Origin of the sequence: Campylobacter concisus (genome assembly GCF_902460625.1) — a bacterium.
Classification (GTDB): Bacteria; Campylobacterota; Campylobacteria; order Campylobacterales; family Campylobacteraceae; genus Campylobacter_A; species Campylobacter_A concisus_AD.
Window position 1 is genome coordinate 6319 of sequence record NZ_CABPUT010000008.1, and the last position, 20084, is coordinate 26402.

16 protein-coding genes and 2 pseudogenes are annotated in these 20084 nt (G+C 34.2%); 8 read left to right on the plus strand and 10 right to left on the minus strand.

From position 1 onward, the window contains the following. The first annotated feature begins 1228 nt into the window (after nucleotides 1–1228). The gene (locus F3G69_RS06465; RefSeq protein WP_149714739.1) at nucleotides 1229–3370 is read left to right on the plus strand and encodes a tyrosine-type recombinase/integrase; all 2142 of its coding nucleotides are present in this window, start codon (nucleotides 1229–1231) and stop codon (nucleotides 3368–3370) included. A 299-nt stretch (nucleotides 3371–3669) separates the two neighbouring features. Here the strand turns inward: F3G69_RS06465 and F3G69_RS06470 are convergent, their stop codons facing one another. The 5 genes from F3G69_RS06470 to F3G69_RS06490 all read right to left on the minus strand — a co-directional run bounded on the left by F3G69_RS06470 (nucleotide 3670) and on the right by F3G69_RS06490 (nucleotide 9681). Next, nucleotides 3670–5688 (minus strand): ATP-binding protein, encoded by a 2019-nt coding sequence (locus F3G69_RS06470; RefSeq protein ID WP_149714740.1) that lies wholly within the window; start codon nucleotides 5686–5688, stop codon nucleotides 3670–3672. Nucleotides 5689–5916: 228 nt separating this feature from the next. Continuing rightward, nucleotides 5917–6264: a hypothetical protein gene (locus tag F3G69_RS06475; protein ID WP_149714741.1), complete on the minus strand. Its 348-nt coding sequence runs from the start codon at nucleotides 6262–6264 to the stop codon at nucleotides 5917–5919. A 131-nt stretch (nucleotides 6265–6395) separates the two neighbouring features. Beyond that, on the minus strand, nucleotides 6396–7292 hold the full coding sequence (locus F3G69_RS06480; RefSeq protein WP_149714742.1) for a hypothetical protein: 897 nt from the start codon (nucleotides 7290–7292) through the stop codon (nucleotides 6396–6398). Nucleotides 7293–7301: 9 nt separating this feature from the next. Next, nucleotides 7302–7889, minus strand: coding sequence for a hypothetical protein (locus tag F3G69_RS06485; RefSeq protein ID WP_149714743.1), 588 nt, complete (start codon nucleotides 7887–7889; stop codon nucleotides 7302–7304). Between the two features lie 100 nt (nucleotides 7890–7989). Further along, nucleotides 7990–9681 (minus strand): DUF262 domain-containing protein, encoded by a 1692-nt coding sequence (locus F3G69_RS06490; protein ID WP_149714744.1) that lies wholly within the window; start codon nucleotides 9679–9681, stop codon nucleotides 7990–7992. A gap of 126 nt (nucleotides 9682–9807) precedes the next feature. On the opposite strand from F3G69_RS06490, the gene F3G69_RS06495 reads away from it, so the two are divergent. From F3G69_RS06495 to F3G69_RS06510, 4 genes are read left to right on the plus strand one after another with little or no spacing between them, the layout of a single operon-like run. Further along, nucleotides 9808–10626, plus strand: coding sequence for an SIR2 family NAD-dependent protein deacylase (locus F3G69_RS06495; RefSeq protein ID WP_149714745.1), 819 nt, complete (start codon nucleotides 9808–9810; stop codon nucleotides 10624–10626). 53 nt (nucleotides 10627–10679) lie between these two features. After that, the gene (locus F3G69_RS06500) at nucleotides 10680–11597 is read left to right on the plus strand and encodes a helix-turn-helix transcriptional regulator (RefSeq protein ID WP_149714746.1); all 918 of its coding nucleotides are present in this window, start codon (nucleotides 10680–10682) and stop codon (nucleotides 11595–11597) included. Nucleotides 11598–11656: 59 nt separating this feature from the next. Further along, nucleotides 11657–11974, plus strand: coding sequence for a hypothetical protein (locus tag F3G69_RS06505; RefSeq protein WP_149714747.1), 318 nt, complete (start codon nucleotides 11657–11659; stop codon nucleotides 11972–11974). Beyond that, nucleotides 11967–12542 (plus strand): metallophosphoesterase family protein, encoded by a 576-nt coding sequence (locus F3G69_RS06510; RefSeq protein ID WP_149714748.1) that lies wholly within the window; start codon nucleotides 11967–11969, stop codon nucleotides 12540–12542. The genes F3G69_RS06505 and F3G69_RS06510 overlap by 8 nt, the downstream gene beginning before the upstream one ends. Here the strand turns inward: F3G69_RS06510 and F3G69_RS06515 are convergent. The 5 genes and pseudogenes from F3G69_RS06515 to F3G69_RS06530 all read right to left on the minus strand — a co-directional run bounded on the left by F3G69_RS06515 (nucleotide 12524) and on the right by F3G69_RS06530 (nucleotide 15783). Further along, entirely contained in the window at nucleotides 12524–12856 is a 333-nt protein-coding gene (locus F3G69_RS06515) for a hypothetical protein (protein ID WP_149714749.1), read from the minus strand. The two genes, F3G69_RS06510 and F3G69_RS06515, sit on opposite strands and share 19 nt — an antisense overlap. 182 nt (nucleotides 12857–13038) lie before the next feature. Continuing rightward, entirely contained in the window at nucleotides 13039–13650 is a 612-nt protein-coding gene (locus F3G69_RS09600) for a hypothetical protein (protein WP_316342147.1), read from the minus strand. A 21-nt stretch (nucleotides 13651–13671) separates the two neighbouring features. Beyond that, a pseudogene (locus F3G69_RS09635) lies at nucleotides 13672–14001 on the minus strand (PD-(D/E)XK nuclease family protein); the annotation flags it as partial. After that, entirely contained in the window at nucleotides 13976–14248 is a 273-nt protein-coding gene (locus F3G69_RS09555) for a PD-(D/E)XK nuclease family protein (protein ID WP_149714750.1), read from the minus strand. The gene F3G69_RS09555 and the pseudogene F3G69_RS09635, both read right to left, overlap by 26 nt. A gap of 56 nt (nucleotides 14249–14304) precedes the next feature. Further along, nucleotides 14305–15783, minus strand: a complete 1479-nt coding sequence (locus F3G69_RS06530) for a DUF2779 domain-containing protein (RefSeq protein ID WP_149714751.1) — start codon at nucleotides 15781–15783, stop codon at nucleotides 14305–14307. 147 nt (nucleotides 15784–15930) lie between these two features. Here F3G69_RS06530 and F3G69_RS06535 point away from each other — a divergent pair, with 147 nt between their 5' ends. The 3 genes and pseudogenes from F3G69_RS06535 to F3G69_RS06545 all read left to right on the plus strand — a co-directional run. Further along, on the plus strand, nucleotides 15931–16140 hold the full coding sequence (locus F3G69_RS06535) for a hypothetical protein (RefSeq protein WP_149714752.1): 210 nt from the start codon (nucleotides 15931–15933) through the stop codon (nucleotides 16138–16140). A 369-nt stretch (nucleotides 16141–16509) separates the two neighbouring features. Next, entirely contained in the window at nucleotides 16510–17709 is a 1200-nt protein-coding gene (locus tag F3G69_RS06540; protein WP_149714753.1) for an ATP-binding protein, read from the plus strand. Between the two features lie 10 nt (nucleotides 17710–17719). Continuing rightward, nucleotides 17720–20084, plus strand: a pseudogene (locus tag F3G69_RS06545) (PhoH family protein); the annotation flags it as partial.

Below are 20084 nucleotides of genomic sequence, written 5' to 3' on the forward strand. Positions count from 1 at the left end.
AAATCACGCCAATAGTAGAAATCCACGAAAAGATGCAAAAATAAACTAAATATCCATTTGATTTGTAGATTGTGAATTTAAAAAACAATAACAATTAGGAATAAAAAATGATATACCTATTTTTAATATTTTTAGATTTATTATAGATTATATAACAATGGCGAATAAACTTAAAACAAAAATATAGTACAAACAAACCCAAAAAATATAAGATAATCCAAGCAACTAATGGGTGATGATTGGCTAAATCTACGATTTTATATTGAAATTCTCGCCAGAAAGCATTAAAAAAATCATTCATTACCACTACCGCCGACAGTATTGTCTTTTATCGTATTGTGAAGTTCATAATTTGCTCCTTGAAAAATTGTATGTCTAAAAATATTTCCACCATTTTCTATCATATTATTTAATAATTTATCTTCCCTATTTATTGATTTTGTATTTAAGAAATCTCTCCATTATTTTGATATTGTCCCAATCGAATGCTTTACTTCTCTCAAAGTTTGAGAAATTTGATGCGTATTTGGTATCATCGTCTCTATTCTTATTTATATCCCTATGATCTTGTATATCCATCGATCTTTGGTTTTCATGAGTTATGGTTTTTACTAGATCTTTCATATCGGTTATGTTTTTGAAATTTATATAACTAGCGCCGGTTTGCAAACTCGTATAACCTTTTATTTCTTCGTCATTATATCCTCTTTCATTTTTTGTACGTAAGGCTGTGCGGTATAGTCTTTCTCAAAGCTTTCTTGAAAGCCTTTAAGAAAATTCTTTACAAAGGCTCTACTATGAAGCTCTTCATCTTTACTGTTAAGCTTACTGAAGCTTAATGGCAGTAGCTGGATATTCCTTGGGGTATTTTAAAGGTAACCTAAAATAAAAGATAGAAACAAGAATTTAAAACAAATTTATTTTTATGGTATTAAAATGGTGATGGCTTTATAATCGTTGGAATTTTTAAGAGGCTATTCCACTTTAGTAACTAAGCGTTCCACTCTTAAAGGAAATTTTAAAGAAAGGGAAACTGCAAAAAGGGCAGTTAAAGTATCGATAAGTAGGACATCTATGGTGTCACGGGGGAGACTTGAACTCCCGACCTCCGGCTTATGAGGGTTTAAAAATAAACCTTGTGTAAGCACCAAAAAGACGGCACACAGCTAGTTTCACACTAGATATCTGCTACATTTTGCTACAAAGTTATATTGCATAGGTAACAAAGATGCAATATCTAGTCAAACGAAATGGCATATACTGCTTTAGAGTAGCTATCCCACTATATCTGAGGCCTTATTTTGGTAATAAAACCGAATACATAACCTCCTTCCTCACAAAACCCTTTGATACAGCAAAAAATCGTGCTAAGATCTACTCTATAATTTTTAACGCGATCAAAAAGGCATGGAAGATGAATTTGAGCAGCGAACTTATAGAGCACTTGGTGCTTATGCTTTTAAAAGCCAAGGAGGCCAAAAGTATCAAAGAGCATGATATGCTTGGCAGATATATAAATTTAGATGGACTACTATCACTAAATTTGTTTTTAAAACAGAGTTTAAAAGAAGATAGCTTGCCCAGTGTAATATCAAAAGAGGTCGATGAGATCTGCAAAAAGCTATCTTGCGCCGATCCTCAAACCAAAAAGTTTCTTGGTAAAAGAGTGCTTGAGGCAACGATAGATAACATAAACCACATATCATATAAGATGTGCAAAAACCAAAAGCTACTAAATGATAAACAACAGACATTTGTACCACTTGGTAAAAAGCACAAGAGTGTAAATTTAGATGATAATACTAAAGACGAGATAGTAAAAGGCGTTAAAGAGGCTAACATAGATAGCTATCAAGATGACATAGAGACTTTAAAAAAGCAGGATTTGGTGCTACCTTTTACTAAAAAGTCATTAAAGCACTCTATTAGTGAGCTAAGAAATTCTATAAATGAGCTAGCCAAGCAAAAAGGCGCACTCACACAAAACGATATCCTAAGAATATTTGATTGTGAGTTATTGCCAAATGGAGACAATGAACTAAGCGATGATCTAAAATTTGGATATGGAAATTTAAATGATCCTACCTTTGGTGGTCAGGTAAAGCTATATAAGGCAGATAAATATGAAGATAAAGGTATAGTTTTAAGTGACATTGAGGCTAAAGATCTTGCTTTGAATGATAGAAGTGATGCTAGTGGCATGACTTTCAATGAAGCTATAAATTTCTTTCAAAAGCTCTTCTCAAATAGAGCTAAAAGCTTTATATCACAGCTAGGCTCAACTGCTAAAAACGAAAGCAAAGCTGACATGCTCACGCTAAAGAGCGCATTTGAAAACTATGTATCAAACACGAGTATTTCAAACAACTGGAGTGATAGCACATTTGGCCTTGTTAGACATGTAGGACGGCTAATGTCTATGAAATTTGGCGATGAGCTAGATATCAAAAAGATAAAAAGAGATGACTTGCTAAATTTTAGAAATATCTTACTACAACTACCAACCAAACTCTCTCAAAATAGTCTCTATAAAGATAAGAGCATAGATGAGATCATAGCTTTAGCAAAAGATAGACCAAAAATTTCTAAATCAACCATCAAGAAGTATATTGTTAGAGTTAGTGAGTTTTTTAAATACTGCTACGATAGCGAATATATAGATAAGAACCCTGCTGTGGATCTACAAATAAATTTAAACCAAGATGATGTTACAAATAAAAACCCTTATGAAGATAGTGACGTAAATGCACTTTTGGATCTTGTTAGTAAGATTAGATCAAATGGTGATACTAAAAGTCAAAGAATTAGCAAAGATGAGCTATTTTTCGTTACTCATATAGCAGCTTATTCTGGCATGAGACTAAATGAGATAATTCAGCTAAACACAGATGACATAGTCGAAAAATATAACATAGTATGCTTTAGTTTAAATACAAAAATAGATGTAAAAACAGGTAAGAGCAAGACTTTAAAGACCAGAAACTCTGCAAGGATAGTGCCTATCCACTCTAAGCTAAATAGCATTGGGCTATTTGAATTTATAGAGAGTAAAAAGAAGCTAGCTAGGAAATGCGGCAAAGCAGTTAGGTTATTTAGCTGTGATAATAAAGACTTCTCTGAATATTTTAGAAAAAAGATCAATACTAAAGTTATAAAAGATGATGATAAGACAAGGACATTTCACTCATTTAGGCACACTTTTATAAACAAGCTCATCCAAAGTGGTCAAAGAGTTGAGCATATAGCTGCTCTTGTAGGACATGAACAACAATACAAGATCACTATGAATACTTATGGAGAGCCAGTAACTCCTAAAATTCTAAAGGATCTAGTTGAAGAGGTCAAATTTAATCAAGGAGGGAAAGAGTGAGTGTAGTAAACTATTTAAAATGATAGTACTGTAGTATAAAGAGCAAAAATTGATTTATAAATTTAAGGCCATTTAAGATTATAAAATTATGCTTAATTTTATGGATTTTTAATATTTCGCTATATGTTCTTTGATTTATCTTAAATGGATCAATAAACAACGAAAAACACAATCCATAACCAGCTCACTATTCGCATACATATGATATCCTCTATCAAAAAAGTTATCTTCTATTTCGTCTGGGCGAGGATACTTTTTGTCTGACAAGTCAGACAAAAACACCTCGTTAGGGATAATCCCTAAAACCCTATCTTCGCACTCTTTTCTTCATTTTTTAGTGCGACTTCTAGCTCAAGTCTATGGCAAAAGTCGTCGCCATTTTTTATAGGTCTAAATTTAGTTTGTCTTCTCACACTAGCAAAGTCTCCAGGCGCTAGCAAGCCAAGGCTTGAGACCTTTTTACTTGCATTTTCATCAAATTTTACTTTTAATAGCGCACACTCTTTTTTAAATAAATTTTGCGCTTGCTCTGGCAATAAATATCCAAACTCAAGCTTTAGATCAAATCTTCTAAGACAGGCTTTATCTAGATTATTGATCAAATTCGTTGTAGCGATAAAGATACCATCAAAGCTCTCCATCTGCACTAGCATCTCATTTACTTGAGTTACTTCCCAGCTTCTTGCGGCCATGCTTCTATCTTGTAAAAAACTATCAACTTCATCAAAGACTAGCACGGCCTTTTTATCTTTGGCTTCCTTGAAAGCTAGTGCTATATTTTTCTCAGTTCCTCCTACAAACATAGACAAAAGATCACTTCCTTTTTTGATGATGATCGGCTTTTTAAGGCTTTTAGCGATAAATTTAGTATAAGCGCTTTTGCCAGTTCCAGGCACGCCATAAAGGCATATCCTTGCACTTTTGCTTTCTTTTATGCCTTGTATTAGCTCGTTTAGATCGCAGTCTGAGTTTACGAAATTTGGATCATAGCTGCTTGGCAGATCAGCACTTGGCTTTTCATCTTTTTCTATCTCATCGTAGCCTTGTGCTTTTAAAGTGTTGCTTATCACTCGCTCAAAGGCTTTATTTTTATCTTTTGTGTTTAAATTTAAAACGACTAAGCTAGCGTTACTAACGACTGCTGGGGCTACAAACTGATTTTTAGCTAGCTTTTTTACGAGCTTACTATCTATCAAATTTTCACTATATTTTTTTATGATCTTTGCTCTTACATCTTCAGTAGGTATGCCTATCTCTATGGCAAGATTAAACCTTCTAACCACAGCTTCATCCATGTCAAGAATATTGTTTGTTATCCAGATAGTTGGCACTTCGTTAGTCTCAAGAGATCTGTTGATAAAAGCTTTACCATACTGTCTTTTTTCGTCATTGTTTGTGTTAAATATATCCTCTGCTTCGTCATACATGAGCAAATTTGATCCAGCAGATAATACATTTTGTGCAAGGCAATATGACCTTAGCCTTCGATCCTCAGTCGCATATCCGTATTCGTCATCATAAGCTACTTCATAAAGCTTTAAATTTAGCTCACTGGCTATCACTTTACTAAGCTCAGTTTTACCAGTTCCTGCTGAGCCATATAGAAGCACATTTACTCCTTTTTGCTTTTTGCTAACGGCATTTTTTAGAAACGAGAGCAAAATTTTCATATCTTCTTTTATATGAGGATAGTTTTTTGTTGTCAAATTTGTCTTACTGCACGGCTTTATCGCACTTTCAAATATCTCGTCCATGCTTTCACATTTAACAAACAAATCACACATAAAGTTATTGTTTATGACATCGATTTTATATTTTAGGTTATGCACATTATTTTCTAGTTTTACAATCGAAGTCTTAGCAAAGATTCCATCTTTTCTAAAGGCTTTTTGAACATCGCCGAAACGTAAATTTAGTATCTTTGAGATGGCTTTTGTGGCTTGTATGTTGTTTAGATCTCCTAGTAAACTGCAAGCATTAGATATCACTTCGTAGTTGTACATGATCGCAACAAATCTCAAAATATCTCTCTCGGTACTATTTAGACCTAAATTTTTTTGAAGTAAATTTAGATTGTGTTCAAGATCTTTTAGTCCGCATGCAATTTTGCTTTTTTCAAGGAGCTCAAGTCTATTTTTGAGAGCTTTGATGTCTTCTTCTTTAGGCTCTTTTGACTCGATACCCAAAAAATCTAAAACATCGTCACATCCGCTTCTTAGTAACTCTCTTTCTCCTCCAAGATTAAAAATAGTACGAAGTGTCCAAAGTGTTGTAAGCTCATATATATCGCTATCTACGTAAAAAATCTCTTTTTCCACGACAAACTCCTTTTGCTTTTGTTTGAAGCTATTTTACTCGGCATAAAAGACATTTTTATGTCCATAATTATAAAAATTTGAGAAATTTGTTGTGAAAGGTGAATTTATAAAGAGCGTTTTGAAACGCTCTTTATTTACTCCTGCGTATCACCATTATATGGCAGCTCCAGAGCTTTTGCACTAGACTAGCACAATATTCTATTGTAGGTTCATTTTTATTATAAAGTGTTATTTATTTAAGAACTTAACTAACTCATCTTTAAAATGGTCATCATCATACTCTTCATATGAATAATCATAATTTAACCTAAAATGCACATTACCAATATACGCATCTACCATTGTTGTGCTAGCAGTCGGTTTTTTAGTGTAGGCTTCGATAGTTAGGCTTGCTGGCAAAAAAGGTTCTTGGTAAGTAAATTCACTTTTGGCAATAACACATTTTTCATTTAGGTATGAATTGCAAAACTCTAAAAACTTAGCTCCTAATTCATCTGCTAGTTCTCTTTGTGTGCTAGCTAAATCTACAAACTGCTCAATTACAGGAGCACTTTTAACAACTTTTTTCTTTGACATTTTTTCTCCTTTGTTTTAATTATTTTTTGTCAAGATATCTTTGTGACATGTGAAATTATAACAAGCAAAATGGACAAGAAATGTCTATATTTGAAAATTTGAATTAAAAATTTAATGTTTTTTATATTGCTTTAAATTTCATAGTATTCATCCCAGCAAAGCGCCATATCAATAGAGCCTATGCGCAGTATATCTTTTATCTTATTGATATGTGTGTTGTTTATAAAAGCTGCAAATAGATAGCAAAAATATGCCTTCTTGTCAAAATATACAGAGCTACCAAAATATTCATTGCAGTTTTGCATCCATCGGCTCTTTTGCTTGCTCATTTCGCCAGGGACGATAGGCTCATTTATGATAGCTAAGAAATTATCGTCATTTTCATCATAATCTAGATCGTCTTCACGCAAGCGAAAGACCAAATGAAATTCCATAGCATAATCCTCGATAAACCCACCCTCAACCCTTGCTTTTAGCCTATTTTCAAGCATTTTCGCATCTCTTATTAGGATATCTTGATAGCTAGCTAGCGCTTTATTTATCTTCTCTATCTGCTCCCACTGATCTTTGTTGGCATCAGAGATATACTCTTCTCTCTTGCTACACTCTAGCTTTTTTAGGCAAAGATCTATAGGCGTATAGTCATACCATAAGCGAAGCTTGCCCTCCATCTTATCAATAGTCAAAATTTCATCCCAGCTAAGATCCGTATGGTCATATAAGCAGTGGTAAAACCAGCAGTGCCACTCACCAAACATCTCATGCGTGGGCCAGTTTCTAAATTCGTTTTGATTTTCCGTATAAAAGTAGTCATCTATGTGATTCATAAACTGCCCATATCGCATAAGAAGTTTATCTTTTGAATAAAAAGAGAGTAGTAGCTCACAAAAATGATCATATGCCTCTTTTATATCTTTTGCGCAGAGGTCTATCTGCTTTGCACGTGGCACGACACGGCGCTCAAGGTCATAGAGCCTTTCGTTTATACTATTTAGCTTTCGCCTTTGCTCCTTTGTAAATTGTCCCATTTTTATCCTTTAAAATTTAATCACCGCCACCTGTTCGGCGATCTCTTTATCTGTAAAATTTCCGTTTGTATCAAGTGAATAATCTTTGCCTAGAAAATAGAGCTTAAAGCCAGTTATAGCTCCAAAAATAGGCAGAGTTTGCGTTTTTTGATAGTAGCTTTTAGTGATCTTTGAGATGACTTTTAGCTGCTCGTGCAATGCTTTAAAACAAAGCTCATCTAAAAACGGCGTTAGGCTGATATATCTTAAATGCTGCGCCATAGCAAGAGCAAATATAGGCTCACCCTTGCGCTTAAAATCCGTATCTATGTAGATATATGAGCCTCTAAATTTCACTCGCTCGTTATAGAGTTTTTGCACCTCGCCAAGCTCTGCGTCTATGTTAAGAGCAAAGTGCTTACTAAGTGCTAGGATGAGCGTTTCTGAGCTGTGTGCCCAGTCAAAGTGCCCCTTTGTGATGAACTCGTCCAGGCTCTTTGCCGCCTCTAAATTTGCAAGTGCTCTTGTGAAATTTTGCTCTCTTACGTAGCCAAGTACTTTTGAGAGCGCCTTTTTGTCGCTGTTTTGTGTGAGAATTTTAAGTTGCTCGTAGATCATTGATTATACTTTTTTGATTTTTATCGCCGATACATTTTTTGCGATATGTGAAATTATAGCAACTAGAATGGATAAAAAATGTCCATTCTAGTTTAGAGAGTTAATTTATAGTTGGATTTTGCCAAATTTCAAGAAAATCATTAAATATTTTTTCTGAGCGTTCTTCTATTTTACTTTTATTCCAAACTCTATTTTTTATAACTTCTTGCGTTATTTTAAGCATTGCATGTTTTTGTATCTCTTCTCTTTTTTTATCCCAGTTGTTGTTTTGTATAGCAGTATTTAACTTGCTTTTTAGAAGTGCCATATTTCCTATTTGATATATTAGTTCATTCGCTGTTTCCTCATTTTTACCAATATTTGACCAGTTTTCTTGCCAAGTTTGCGGCATAAGATGTTCTAACGTATAGGTATATTGCAACTCGCTAATATCATTTTTTTCGCTTCTACAATTATACAACTCCATCCAAAATAGCACTAAGCTGGCACGTTTATTGTCTATATCCAACAATGCTTCCTTTATCTCATCATCGTTGGTTATTTCAAAGTTAGCGATAAATTTTTGCATATCAACTTGACCTTTGATATTTTTAATATTCCTACCGATAACTTTATTTATGCTATTTGTTACTTTCCCGCACATCCAGTGTCTGATTATAAAATTTTCAAGTATTGCATAGCACTCGTCAAGCTCTTTTTTATCAAGCTCTAAACTACGTAGCTTTAACACGAGAGGTATAAAAATATTATATTCCGATATACTCATTATATGAAGCAATCTTTTTTCGTTATCGCTAAATTTAAAGGTTTCGCCCTTATCCGCCCAAGGAAGTTCATAAAAAAGATTTGCATACCAGTTTATCTCTTTTATAATACCCAAAACCTCGTCTTGGCTTTTATCTTTTATATACTCTTTATATAGCATACTAAGTCCATCTTGTGTATGCTTTTCTATATTAAAAAAGCCTTTTATGAGAGCATAAGCATAAAGTAAAATCTCGCTTCTATATCTTCTTGAAGCTTTTTCTTCCCAAAATTTTAAACGTTCATTTGAACCTTCAAATATACTTTTCCAGCACTTATCGTATATTTCCTTTGCTTTTTCATCACCCATATTTCCAGATTTTATAAGTCTATCAAATATTGCGTTTTTGATAATATCCATTGACGATAAAACTAAACCTGCCGAGTTTATAGAGTCAAATATTTTTTGTTCGTCTTCATTTTCATCTAAATTTATAACGACCCATAACTTCATCTCTAATATATAGTCCAAGAAACGAACAATATCACTGCTTTCTAAATTACTATTTTTTAATCTTTCAGAAAAATATTTATAGCATGAAATCAGTTTGTCATCATTTTTTACTTCACAAAATTCCAAATAGTTTTTTGCTTTTATAATAGACTCAAAAGAAGCTCTATTTATATGTGAGTGCTTAATTTTTGGATTTTTTTCACTTCTTGGCTTTGCATATAAGTATCCTGCATAATCATTCATTCTAACTTCATCCAGCATATCATATATGGATTTAACTAATATAGAAAAGGTAGTCAGTCTTTGCTGTCCATCTATCAGGCTTCTACGACTTCCATCTCCCATAGAGCTTGATAATTGCTTCAGTATGATTGAACCTAAAAAGTGAGGTCTTCTTTCTTTGAAGCTATAAAAAAGATCTTCAAAAAGCTGTTCCCACTGCGGCTTGCTCCAAACATAAGGACGTTGGAAAAATGGAATTTCTATGTTATTTTCTTGTTCCATAAATCCAAAATTACCTTCATTTGCCTTCATTGCGTCTCCTTTTAAAAAAATAATCGATTATATCACTTTTTATAAAGTAAATATATTAAAAACAACGGACACAAAAATGTCTGATTGACTCATTACAATTACCCAAATTTATTTAAAAGGATCAAAATGCAAGAGAAGATAGATAAGATCAAAAAGATCATCGCAGAGGCCGATGCGGTCATCATCACAGCAGGTGCTGGCATGGGTGTGGATAGTGGATTGCCTGATTTTAGAGGAGATCTAGGTTTTTGGAAAGCCTATCCACTTTTAAGGGATAAAAATTTGAGCTTTGAAGATATGGCAAATCCGCAGTGGTTTTTTGATGATCCAAGGCTAGCTTGGGCATTTTACGGACACAGGCTAAATTTATACAAAAACACAGAGCCTCACGAGGGCTTTAGGCTGCTTTTAGATCTTGTAAAAAGCAAAAACGAAAACTACTTTGTCTATACCTCAAACGTCGATGGACACTTTCAAAAAGCCGGCTTTAGCGAGGAGAAAATTTACGAGTGCCACGGCTCTATCCACTACTCTCAGTGCATCCACAAGCGTGATGGTGCTATATGGCAGACTTGTAGCGATATAAGAGTAGATGAAGAGAAATTTATAGCCTTAGATATGCCAATTTGCCCAGAGTGTGGCTGCGTGAGCCGCCCAAATATCGTGATGTTTTACGACTGGATGGTAAATACAAGACGCATAAACGAGCAGTATAGAAGATATGAAACGTGGCTGGAGCAAAACAAAGATAGCCGCTTTGTAGTAATAGAGCTGGGCGCTGGGCTTGCGGTGCCAACAATTAGAAATTTTGGTGAGAAATTTGTCAAACGCTCCAAAAAAGCAACTCTTATCCGCATAAACCCACGAGATAACTACATCTCGGAGTATATCGGCATAAGTCTAAAATGTGGCGCACTAGATGGACTTAGGCAGATATTATGCTAGAAAAGACATCCTCTAGTCCTAATTTGGATATAATCCCCAAACTAGGAGACCCAATGAAACCCATCATAACCAAACAAGAAAACAGCAAATTTGAACGCATAAATTTAATAGCCTTAAAGCTAAGAGAGAGACCGCACACGATAAAAGAGCTAACAGCCATGCTTGGAGTGACCTCAAAGACCATCCAGCGCGACCTTTACGACACATTAAGAGAGTATGGTGCCGTCAAAAAGGGGCACTACTGGAGTCTAAACGACGAGGACGCGAACGACGGACTAGACGGCGATGATAGAGTTGTGCTAAATATCCTTGATAACGTGGCAAAAAACATGGGCTCAAATTTTTACAGCAAGGCTCACGTGCTTTTAGAGCAAATTTCTCAGCAGCTAAACCACCCTATACTTACAAATATAAACAACGAAAAGCTAAGCGAAGAGGATCTTGCAAATTTTCAAACGCTTGAGGATGCTATAAGAGAAAAAGCGGAGATAACATGCACGTATAACGGCTTTGAGTTTCTTGTAAAGCCTTTAAAGCTGGCACTTTTTGAGGGTTTTTGGTATCTGCTATTACTTGATAGCAAAAAGGGCAATAAATTTAAGAAATTTCACCTAAAGAGTATAAAAGATATAAAGCATAGCGGGGAGAAATTTGAACTAAGTAGTGAGCTAGATGAGCGTATAAAAGCGATGAACTCGGCATGGGCAAACTTAGAAGCTCCAAAAACAGCAAGGCTACTACTAGCGCCAGAAGTGGCAAAATACTTCGAGCGAAAGCCACACGCAAAGCAGCGCATAACCGGTCAAGATAGCGACGGCTCAGTCGAGATCGAGATAGAATTTACGCACATAATGGAGATAAAACCGCTCATATACTACTACCTGCCATTTATCAAGGTGCTTGAGCCAAAAGAGCTAGCTAATAAAATAAGAGATGAAGTAGGAAGTTATTTTAAGGAAATAGATATTTAACAAGACAAGATACGTCCAAATTCTAGGCTAAAATATCTAAAATTTTTAAAGGAGCAACGATGGGCGTTATTATAGACTTGCACGATATAATGAAAATAATGTCTTATGATGGTAAGATAGATGGCTTTGTCGGGACTTTTAAAATATCTAAACTTAGCAACACAATAAATAAAAGATTAAAAAGCGTGATTTCAAAAGCTAACGCAATATTTATGCATATTGAGATGAATGAGAACTTATCATTTGCCAGCATTGAAGAAATTACTAGTAAACTTTTTGAGCTTGAGCTAGATTTTATATTTATGACTAGCACAGATAACAATCTAGATATGGATACAGTTAGATTTAGAATATTGGCAACCGGTATAAATGAATAATCTAAAACTTTTTCACGCTAGCGATCTGCACTTTAATACTAGCTATTTTGACTATATTTTGGCACATCAAGATGAATTTGATATTTTTTGTTTTAGTGGAGATTTTCTAAACAAAGATAATACGCAAGAAAAAGAACAAACTACCTTGTGGCTAAAAAGCTTTAAAAAATTAGTGTTTGTTTGCTCTGGCAACCACGATGCACCAGCATCTTGGCTAAATTCTATAAATGACATATACCCTGATGGCACCATAAAAACTATCAATGGTGTTAAATTTGGCTGCGTGCCTTACTTATGTGATGATCTGCTTGAATTTGCGGAGTGTGATATCTTACTGACCCACGTTCCCCCAGCAAAGACAAGCACAAGCATTAGCAAAAATGACAAGGATCACGGAGATATAGAGCTTGCAAGGCTTATTAAAAATAATCTTTTAAAAGCAAAGATCATCCTTTGTGGGCATATCCATGAGCCAAAATCTCACATAGACATTTTAAACGGAGTTAAAATTTACAACTTAGCAAGTAGCGGTGCAAAAGAGCCATTTTATCAAGTGATAGAGCTATAACTCTCTATAATTTTAGCCACCTCTTGATACTCGTATGGCGTCATTTCTGTATTTAAGATTTGAGAGCATATCTCTTTTATAAATTCGGCGTCACAGCCAAAATCGTTTTTTAGATTTTGCAGTATAAATTTAGCTTCAATAACGACATCATAAGGGCTACTTAATGCCTTAACGGCTTGCCTGTAAAAATCTTTTGACGCCTTTGTGTTGCTATATTTCATAAAATTAGCATTATTTACGTAATCATAGCTTGATTTAGCCTGCGCCAAAAAGGAAAACTCGTCATACTCTTGCCAAAGTTCTTGCTCGGTCATTTTTGCTCCTATATTTTTATTATAAATAAAAATATGGACAAAATTTGTCTATAAATATCTATATAATAGCTTTTGTCATAGTTTAGAAATAGATAAAGTTAAGATCGGTCAATCAATCGCCAACTCTTTAAATTGGCATTAGCGATTGAGGCGACCCATCTATCCAAAAATAACTGTTTGACCTATACCATAGCCAACTTAATGATTTCATCAGCCAATGGCTCTAGCTCATCTTTCATTTTTATTAGTTCGTTCGCTAGCTCATCTTCGCTATATTTATAAAAAATTATCTCTCTCAAAAACTGATCTTTTTTTAGCCACTTCCATCTCGCAAATCTTGTACCTATATTCCATTCGCTAGAAATTTTAACTTGTATACTATCAACGTATGCCTTATTTATTCTATCTGTATCATAAGCAAGTCCGATATATGGATATAAAAAATTTTTACTATCAAATTCTAAAACTAATGCCAATAAATAGCCATTATCCCAACTTCTTTTAAAAATATATATAGGCGTAAAATATCTACTGGGATCAGCCTCTTCTATTTCTACGCACCATTCTTGTGATAATCTTTTTTCAAGCTCAGTTTTTACATTTGACATAAATTCATTAAGTCTATTTGCATTGGCCATATCAAAGTATTTATTTCTTATTTCATCAACTACGTCATAGTTTTTAAGTATTATTTCGATTATTTTTCTTTCGTCCATCTGTACTCCTTTATATTTTCCGTAAATTTTTTCAATTACGTTTTTGTATTGCGATATCACGGCGGCTAAATTTGCCAAATTTCCAGCCTCATCAAGGCATAAGCCAAGCCACGCCATTATCTCTTTGTCGTATGAAATCGCCTTAAATTTAGCTACTTCATCACCGTTTTTTTCTAAAATTTTGTCGCCTTCGATTTTTAGCCCACTTAAACTATAGTCGCTAGGCTCGCGCCCCTGCGGCGATAAAAATAGTACGCAAATTTCAGTTTCGCCGTCGTTTTCTTTTTGGACGGTTTTTATGTATCTTTTGATCTGAGCCTCTTGATCGCCGGCATTTATTTTATTTTCTAAAATAATATGCTTCGCGCCGTCAGTTATATAGATATCTATATTTTCGTATTCTTTATAGACTTTTTGCGTTTTGCAGATCTAGTCCAAAATCCTCTAGCCCGCATGCTTTTATAAAAAGCTCTAAAAATAACTCTTTTTGATAATGTGACGAATTTGGATCAAGTAGCGAGTAAATAAAGCGTGAGTGTAGTCGCACCTCGTCGTTTATATCAAGAAGTGCTAAAAACAAATTATAATCGTTATTACCGCGTAGTTTCTTGATCTCTAGCTTGTCATTTAGGATTTTGATTTGCTTTAGCATAGATTCAAATTTTTCTATATCCATACTTCCTCATTTAAATTTTTAAAGCATTATAACCAGCAAAGCAGACACTTTTTTATCTATTTTACCACTTCGCGCAGTTTTTCTAAAACCTTAACCATCGCTAATGTATCTAGTTTGCAGTATGCTAAAAGTGCCTGTTTATATGCATCGCGCTGCATTTCGTTCATACTGGCCATAGCAGCATATGCCTGCATAGCTTCGCCTCCGTGATGGATCAAATTTAAATCCTTATACGCTGATTCAAATTCAGGCACAAGCGCTGGCAAGACATGCTTTATAGAGTAGCTTCCTTGCATCTTTGGATGGTAGTAGCTTTTGCTAGCAAATGGCGTCATCAGATCTTTTATATTGTCGTGGATAGCCATAAGCTCGTTTGAAATTTGAGGATAGTTTGTGGCAAGACGTCTTATCACTCCTTTTTCAAAGCTCATGTTATAAGCCAGCACGCAGGCATCCTGCGGGATAAATTTGATCAAATTTAGCGCCAGCTCGTATCTAGGATCGGCTCCAGCCTCAGCCAAAAACTCAAAATGCTCTAAATTTCCCTTACCGTCATCTTTGTGGATAGAAAACTGAAAAGGTATCTGCTCATACGGACTAAGCCCTATAAACTCAGGCACCGCCTGCTGAAATGTCTCAAAGTCAAGGTGGTAGAGCGGATAGCTAAGCGTGTTTAGGAATTCTTTAACAGCCTCTTTGTCTATGATCTGCTCCCCAGAGAGCTCAGAGCGGATTTGGATCTGCTGGGAGGCGTTAAATTTATCTAGCTCTTTGATATCTTCAAATTTAACCACGCCACTTTTATAAAGCTCGAATTTCTTATCGCTTCTTAGCCGAGATATGTCAAAAATGCTATACTCCGGTATGCTTCGCTGCTCGTGCCAACAGTACTCCCAAGCGTCGCAAGCGTAAGGATTTGAGCAGTGAGGGCCGATATCTACCTCTGGCTCAATGTTTTTGCTAAGAATTTCATCAAATTTACTTAAAATTTGAGGGACGTCCGCTTGTTTTTGCTTTACTTGCTCGGTTACGTCTTCGATATGAAAAAACTTCTCAAGCTCGAGCTTCTCGCCTCTTACGTAGCTGTTATCTATGTGGATGATATTTACGGCGCCCACCTTATAGCCAAGCGAGCTAATGACGTAGTACTGGATGCTCGCATCATCGATATAGACGTCTTTTACCAAAGTTGAGCTTTTTACTTCGTTGATGATAAGCCCGTCCTTGTCGATACGAAGGATATCAACCATCACAAGGATGCCGTCAAAGCAAAAAGTGGCCTCGTAGATGACCTTTGTGCCATGCTCGATAAGCTCTTTCGTTTTTGCTATCTGCGAGCCAAAGTCGCCGGTATACTCTATCCTCTCGCCGCCACTAAAAAGCTCACAGGCTAGTTCGCCTACCGATGTACCGGTATCAAATACCGCCTGCACGTTCTCATCCGGTGCTTGCAAAACCTCAGGCTTTTTCTTTTTTAGCCACAAGCTCTTTTCACACTGAAGGCCGCGGATGTAGAGGGATTTAGATAGTGCCATTGTCTATACCTTTAAAATTTGTTTTATTTCTGTATATCGTCAAAAAGATCTTTATTTCAAAGTCCTTTTTTGTGAGATTATACCAGCAAAATAGGAATAAAATTTGTCCATTTCTTACTTTAAAATTCATCCAAAAAAGGAGTGGTGATGAAAAAGATCAAACAGATAAAAGAGTTATTTGAGGTAGGTAAAGAGAAGCAAGCAAAGGACATGCTAGGTCACTTGCTAAACGCCTCGACAAATCAATGCTTTGTATGCACAAGATGGATATACCGCATGATGTGTGGTAGGCCTGAAAACGGCATAGCTGGCGCAGCTGCTATATTTAAGCTTATGCAAAAGAACAAAAGCGTCTAGATATTTGGACGAGTGTATGAACTAGAGGATGATATTTTTTCACATATAGGCTTTTACAAATGGGCTCGCGAAGTTTTTAAAAACCTACAAAAACTGGTAACTCCCTAAATTCTAAAGGATCTAGTTAAAGAGATAAATTTTTATCAATGAGAAAAAGGTGGGGTGTTAAAAGTAATGCTTTAATATTAAGGAAATTAAATTTCAAAAAGAACCCAATAGCACTATTAGTAAGGTTGTTTTCTTTCATAAAAATGTATATAGTCATTTGCAATAAAATGTGCTTTTACTTAAAAAATAATCTTATCTGTATTTTATTACACATATTTTTGTGATATAATTGTATTGTATTACATAATTTAGGAATAAGTCATGTTAGATCAACTTTTTTTAAAGAGCAACGACCTTATAAGGTTAAACAATCATAAATTTAAAAGATATTTTATAGACTCCAAGGATTTATCTCATAGACTTATCGTTATCCTGGGACAAAGAGGAATAGGTAAAACAACTACGTTAGCTCAGCTAGCTAGTAAAAACAAAAATAGTCTTTACCTAAGCCTAGATGATATAGAGATATCAAACGATATAACCTCGATTATAAGAGAGTTTGTATTAAATGGTGGAAAGCATTTATACCTAGATGAAATTCATAAAAGCAAAGATATATCAGCCATATTAAAATTTGCCTATGATAATTTTAAAGATCTAAACATAGTAGCTACAGGCTCGTCTGCTCTTGAAGTACTAAAAAGCTCTCATGATCTAAGCAGAAGAGCAATAGTATATAAAATGAGTGGAATGAGTTTTAGGGAGTATCTAGGGCTAAGGTATGGTATAAATTTAGAAGCTATTGAGCTTACAAATTTACTTACAAATCATCAGGAGATAGCTATTGACATCATTAACGCCTTAAAACAAAAAGAGCTAGCCGTCATTAAGCTTTTTAGAGAGTATCTAAAGGCGGGTTACTACCCGTACTATAACGATATGCCAAATGATACTGCCTTTTATCAGACCCTAAGGCAAAGCATAGAAGCTACGATAGATAGCGATCTTTTAAGTATATATCCAAATTTAAACGGCAACACAGCAAGAAAGCTAAAGATCTTAACTCATGCTATAAGCACAAACGTCCCATACCAGCCAAACTACTCAAACCTAAAATCACTTGTTGATATAAGGGATGATAGGACGCTAAAAGAGTATCTTGCTATGCTTGATAGTGCCGGGCTTATAAGGCTTTTAATGAAAAGCGAGCTTGCAATAAAAAATATGGATAAGGCAGACAAAATTTACCTTGAAAATACAAATTTAATGTATATAAATAGCCCTGATATAGGAAATGTAAGAGAAACATTCTTTGCCAATCAGCTTGGAAATATTACTGAAATTTACTCTGGTAAAGGTGGCGACTTCATGGTTGGTAATAAATTTATCTTTGAAATAGGTGGAGCCAAAAAGAGCTTTGAGCAGATAAAAGATATGCCAAATTCATTTATAGCGGCAGATGATATTGAAGTAGGGGTTGGAAATAAAATTCCACTTTGGCTGTTTGGGTTTTTGTATTAGGGACTTATGTATGAGTAAGATAAACCAAATAGAACAAGAGTTGTCTCAAATAGATGCTTCAAAATTTCACAAATTGATAAATACATATCTATCCAAGAAGTTTTCTTTTATGATTCATTCAAACGGTACAAAAATAGGCGAAGATAAACCTATTTCAGGGACTCCAGATAGTTTTGTAGCTCTAGAAGATGGGAATTATGTCTTTGTAGAATGTACAACGCAAAAATCAGATATAGTATCTAAATTTTCAAAAGATTTAAGAAAATGTTTTAATGAAGCAAAAACCGGTATTGGTATCTCTAAAATAAAGAAAGTTATTCTAGCGTGTAATTGCGATATTAAACCTAATGAGATAGAAAGTTTAAAAGAGTATTGTCGTTCAAAAGATATTGATTTGTGCTTTATAGGAATGTCAAGTCTAGCAAATGACTTGTATGCAAACTATTCTAAAATAGCATATGACTTTCTTGGTGTAAGCGTAGATACCGTGCAGATATTAGACGAGAGCGATTTTGTTGCGGAGTATGAAAGCGGCGGCTATGCTACGCCACTAAACACGGTGCTGTGTTGTAGAGAAAAAGAAGTGGCTAGCATAGAACTTGCTTTAAAAGATAACCAAATAACGTTTATAACAGGAAAAGCCGGAGTTGGAAAAACAAGATTAGCAATAGAGGTTGCACCTAAATTTGCTAAGGAAAATGGGTATAAATTTAAGGCCATTTTTAATAGAGGTGTCAATATTTACGATGATTTGATGGCGTATTTTAAAGTTGAAGATGAGAAATTCTTAATTTTTATTGATGATGTCAACAGGATTCATAAAGCACTTGGATATTTGTTTAACTCTTTTAACAAAAAAATTACAAATTCTCAAATTAAGATAGTTGCTACAGTTAGAGACTATGCTAAGGATATTATAGAAAAAGTTCCAAGCAATATTAATTGCTCAGTTATTGAAATACAATCTATGGACAATATCTCAGTAAGTGAAATCATTTCTAGAAATTTTAAAAATATAGATCCTGCATATAAGGAAAAAATTTTAGAGATTTCACAAAATAATCCCAGAATGGCTTTCATGGCTTGTAAAATAGCTGAAAATGGATCTTTTGATGCCGTAAATAATACGTATGATTTATACAAAGAGTATTTTAAAAGTGCCGACAATGATATAAATATTTTTGGTGATATTGACATTGGAAAAATAGTTGCGATAGCAGCATTTTTTAGAGCGATTGACAGGCAAAACGATAAACAAGTAGAAGTTATAAAACAAGCCTTTGAGGTTGATATTGTTGCTATTTGGGATAAAATAGAAAAGCTTCATAGATATGAGATATTTGATATGTATGAAAATAGTGTCATTAAAGTATCAGATCAGATACTAGCATCCTATCTTTTTTGTAAGACTGTATTTGTGGATAAAAGCCTAAAAATAAATAGTTTTATAGTAAATTTTTTCCCAAACCATTCAGGCAAAATAAGAGATGTTTTAAATCAAATAGTACCGGTTTTTGATATCAATTTAATCTTAAAAGAGCTAAAAGACCCAGTAGATAGATTATGGATAGAATGCTCAGATAAATCATTATTGGTAGGGCATGATAACAATCCAATAATAGAGTTTGTAGAAATTTTTTGGTATCTAAAAGAATCAGAAATACTAGAAAAACTACATGAAGAGATACAAGATTTAGAACAAGAGCATATAGATGTAAATAGTATTGATATTTTTAAAGATAACGATAATAGATCAGACCTGGTACTAAATATACTTTCTTTATTATCCAGAAGTAATGATGAAAGCAACCTAAAGATCACAATAGAATTAATAGTGATGTATCTAAATAAAAAGTCAAATAAAATACATGAAGTTATTTATACTTTGGTAAAAGATTTTGGATATGAGCTTAATAGCTATAGATATGGATACAAAAAAGAAAAGATAGTTATGGATAAGCTTTGGGAACTATCAAAAAATAGCGATAATTTGCTCTTAAAAAGACTATTTCTTAGGATTGCTAGTGAGATGCTAGGTACTGACTTTCAAGATACTAGATATCATGGTAGAACATTAAGTTTATACAACTATGCTCTTGTTCTAACACAAGCTTTGATTAATTTTAGAAAAACTATATTTGAAAGACTCGATGAGATTTTTAAAAATAATTATTTTTTAACAGACTTGAAAATGTTTATAACTATATACTCTAGAAAAAATAATATTTCAAATAGCACAAAAATAATAGAACGAGACAAAAAATACATATTAGCCTTGGCTACAAAATACTTTAATCCAAAGATTTATAAGCATTGTAAAATAGTAAGAAATTTTTTATCTTTTTTGGATAAAAATAACATTACATATGATAAAA